Source organism: Acidithiobacillus sp. TH-A36 (assembly GCF_057473445.1).
On sequence record NZ_JBYCKP010000010.1, the window covers coordinates 1 to 1764 of the forward strand.

2 protein-coding genes are annotated in these 1764 nt (G+C 47.5%); both read right to left on the minus strand.

The genetic code is table 11. The features are described from left to right. Positions 1-164: 164 nt before the first annotated feature. Positions 165-1397 carry a zinc ribbon domain-containing protein gene (locus AC2VLY_RS00195; RefSeq protein ID WP_486893545.1) on the minus strand — a complete coding sequence of 411 codons (1233 nt, stop codon included), beginning with the start codon at positions 1395-1397 and terminating at the stop codon, positions 165-167. 37 nt (positions 1398-1434) lie between these two features. Then, a partial coding sequence (locus AC2VLY_RS00200) for a zinc ribbon domain-containing protein (protein WP_486921573.1) occupies positions 1435-1764 on the minus strand: 330 nt, incomplete at its 5' end.

A 1764-nucleotide genomic window follows, 5' to 3' on the forward strand; every position in this document is an offset into this window, starting at 1 on the left:
CAGTTTATCCCTGCAAGCACCCAGAGCCATCGGACCCAGCATTGCCGGACTGTTCTTTGAAGCCGAAATGCTGGTGACCCCGTTTTTATTGGCCGTCGCCTTGCAGGGAATGTATCTGGTCCTGTTTCGCCGGTTTTTCGGCAAACAGCAAAAAACCTGACTATTTAACGTCCAGTAGGTGTACCACACTCACCACAGAATTTTTCATCCAAATCCAACGTCGCGCCACATTGCTTGCAGAAACTCGTTTTTCCGGCAGCAGATTCAGGAGATGCTTTTTCATCGACAGGTCTCCGGCTCTTATCCGCCATATTTTGAGCATGCTGGCGTGCTTGCTGAGTAGCTTCTTCTGCCTTTCTCCGCGCAGCTTCCGCCGCTGATCCCATTTTTTGCATGACCTTACCAACCATGGCATTGCCCGCTTCCTTATCCACAAGGCGGGTGCTGTCGTCATAAAGGTAGGCCAGACCGAGCTGCAGTACAGTATTTGGAATAGCAACTACCACCACAAAAAAAGCAGCAGCAGCAATCAACAAGGAATACACATAAAGGCTGCTATTAAAAGAAGGATGATAACCCATATAACTCATCGCGTTATAATAGGAATCACCCATAGGGAATTGAGCCATACTTAATAATCCTGAAAAACCATCTACAGCACTCTGCACCGCCCCACCCATGCCGCCAATGACCAATCCACCCGTAAAGGAAGCTGCATAGGTGGCGAGTCCGCCCAGAATGGCAGCCACTATCAGATAAAGCAAAAAAAGCAACAATAAAACAAAAAATACCGGTCCGGGACGGCTTTTAGCTACGGCAACCACATGTCCCAAGGCATTACTGACGGTTTCCCCAAACCATAGAGCCGGGCCACTCAAGTTTACGGCCACGAGAAACATTGCTGTCAACGCGACATTAATTACGAATAAGCCCGGAAAAACCATCAAGGATAATAGCCCCCCGAGTATCGGGATTCGACAGATTTCAATCAAAATAACTTCGACAATCAACAAACCAACCAGGATAAGCATCTCGATCAGTATCAATCCGATCAAGCGTGGCAGGGTGTAGATGCCAAATAAAATACTGGAACTAATGCCGGGCGTCTCGCGCCCCTGAACAACAGCAGACAGGCTGAATCCCGCGCCAAGATAGCCTGCCCCGGTAAATGCCGCAAACAGCAGAGCCCCCAAGAAGGCGAAGAGCGCGGCACCAACGCCACCCACACTCGAACCTATGCGCCCCAAGATTAACAAGGCCACAAATCCAATAAATAGGGAGATGGAAAGAATGGCCATAGGCCTAAACATGGTCAGCCCTTGAAGCGCTTTAATTAATATGCCGAAATTTATATCTTGTGATTCAGCATAATTATTATTCGTCGATGTTTGCGTCATGAGAAGCTCTCCAGTAAATAATGGGTTCAGTTAAACGTCAGCGCAGGTCAGCCCCACAGTTTCCACAAAACACATCATCCTCAGTTACCGGTGCATGGCATTTGGGACATAGGTTTTTCGGCACTTGCGGCGTCTCTGCAAGTACTGAAGTTTTGGTGACCGGAGTCGCGCCTGTCGGTACGGCCACACCCAACTGAAATAAACTGCGCGTGTTTTTTTCGATCTGAACCAAAACAGGCAACACCATAGCCAGTATGAATATAATTACTGCAGAAACTATAAATGCAAATAGCGATAATCTTCTGAAATGGTCTTCCCGTTTTTTGGTTTTTGATGCCTCGATAGCATTGGAAAACTCATTAATATA

Excerpts from the sequence above, each read along its gene's own strand:
- AC2VLY_RS00195 (WP_486893545.1), bottom strand. The coding sequence starts at position 1,397 with ATGACGCAAACATCGACGAATAATAATTATGCTGAATCACAAGATATA.